At 66.3% G+C, this 1,689-nt stretch carries 1 protein-coding gene; it reads right to left on the reverse strand.

All coding sequences use genetic code 11. The features are described from left to right. Positions 1-1,689 (reverse strand): condensation domain-containing protein (locus tag NKH89_RS35580; RefSeq protein WP_352912025.1); only part of this gene is annotated, 1,689 nt, incomplete at both ends.

Genomic DNA, 1,689 nt, shown 5'->3' on the forward strand with positions numbered 1-1,689 from the left:
GCACCTGTTGCTCGAACAGCTCGTGGATGCAAAGATCCGACGGATAGTCCGCGTCCGTCCGGTTCAGCTCCTCCAAAAGGTAGGTCCGCTCCTCGGGCGACAGCAGCTCGATGCGGCCGACCGGCTGCCCGGCATCGGCAACCATCGCCCGCAGCAGCGCCAGCAGATAACCACGCTGCCGCTCGATCGTCGCTTCGTCGAACAGCGCCGTGGCATAGTGCAGCGATCCGGCGATCTGATCGCCACGCTCGCCCAGGCTCAGCTCCAGATCGAACTTGACCTGATCATACCCCTCCCCGGCAGCCTCCACACTCAGCCCCGGCAGGTCCAATGACTCGACCGCATTGTTCTCCCAGGCCAGCATCACCTGGAACAACGGCGTGTGATCAAGATGCCGGGGCGGCTGCGCGATCTCGACGACCTGCTCGAACGGCAGGTTCTGATGCTCCTGCGCGGCCAGCGCCGTGCGCCGCGTCCGCTCCAGAAGCTCCGCCACGCTCGGCTCGCCCGACAGGTCCAGCCGAAGCGCCAGGGTGTTGACGAAGAAGCCGATCAGCTCTTCGATCTCGCGCCGGCCGCGATTGGCGCTCGGCACGCCGATGACAAGGTCGTCCTGCCCCGACAGGCGCGACAGCACCGCAGCCCACGCCGTCAGCACCGTCATGAACAGCGTCGTGCCATGCTGCCGGCTCAGCCGCTTCAGACCCCGCGTCAAATCCACATCGATGACAACGGGCACACTGGCTCCGGCAAACGACTGCTGGGCCGGCCGCGGACGGTCCGTCGGCAAGCCAAGACGGGCCGGGGCGCCGGCGAGGGTCTCGCGCCAATAGTCCGCCTGGCTCTGCAGCCGTTCCCTCGTCAGCCACTGTCGCTGCCAGGCGGCATAATCCGGGTACTGGATCGCAAGCGGCGGCAAAGGATCGTCCTGTCCAGCCTCAAACGCCCGGTAAAGCTGACTGAGTTCACCCACCAGCACGCTCATCGACCAGCCGTCCGAGACGATGTGGTGCTGGGTCAGCAGGAAGACGTGTTCCTCATCCGATATCCGGATCAGACGCCCGCGGATCAGCGGCCCACGCGCGAGATCGAACGGCGTGAGGGCCTCTTCATGGCACAGATCCAAAAGCGCCGCCTCAGCATCTGGCCTGCCCTTGAGATTGTGCTCCAGCACCGGCAGCCCCGCATCCGGCGGCAGAACCGCGACCAGGGGCTTGCCCTCCGACGCGACAAAGACACTGTGTAGCGCCTCATGACGTGCAAACAGACGGTCAAGGCTGCGCTGCCAGGCGACGCGGTCGAGCACCCCCCGCAGCCGCAAGGCCAGCGGAATATGATAGTTGGTGCTGCCCTCGTCGAGCTGCGCCAAAAACCATAGCCGCTGCTGCGCAAACGACAGCACAAGCGGCTCATTGCGCGACACGGCCGCAATCGCCGGCAGGTCTTGCGGACCGGCGCGGCTCAAATCTTCGACGATGCTTTCCGCCAGATCAGCCAGCACCGGTTTGGCGAACAGCCTCGTCAGCGGCAGCTCGACGCCAACAACCTGCGACAGCCGGCTCATCAGCTGCACGGCCAACAGCGAGTGGCCGCCGAGCTCGAAGAAGTTGTCGTGGCGTCCGACCCGCTCGACCCCGAGCAGCTCCGCCCAGATCCCGGCCAGCGCCGTCTCGACCGCGCCCTGCGGCG

This window comes from Mesorhizobium sp. M0923 (genome assembly GCF_040319365.1).
GTDB lineage: Bacteria > Pseudomonadota > Alphaproteobacteria > Rhizobiales > Rhizobiaceae > Mesorhizobium.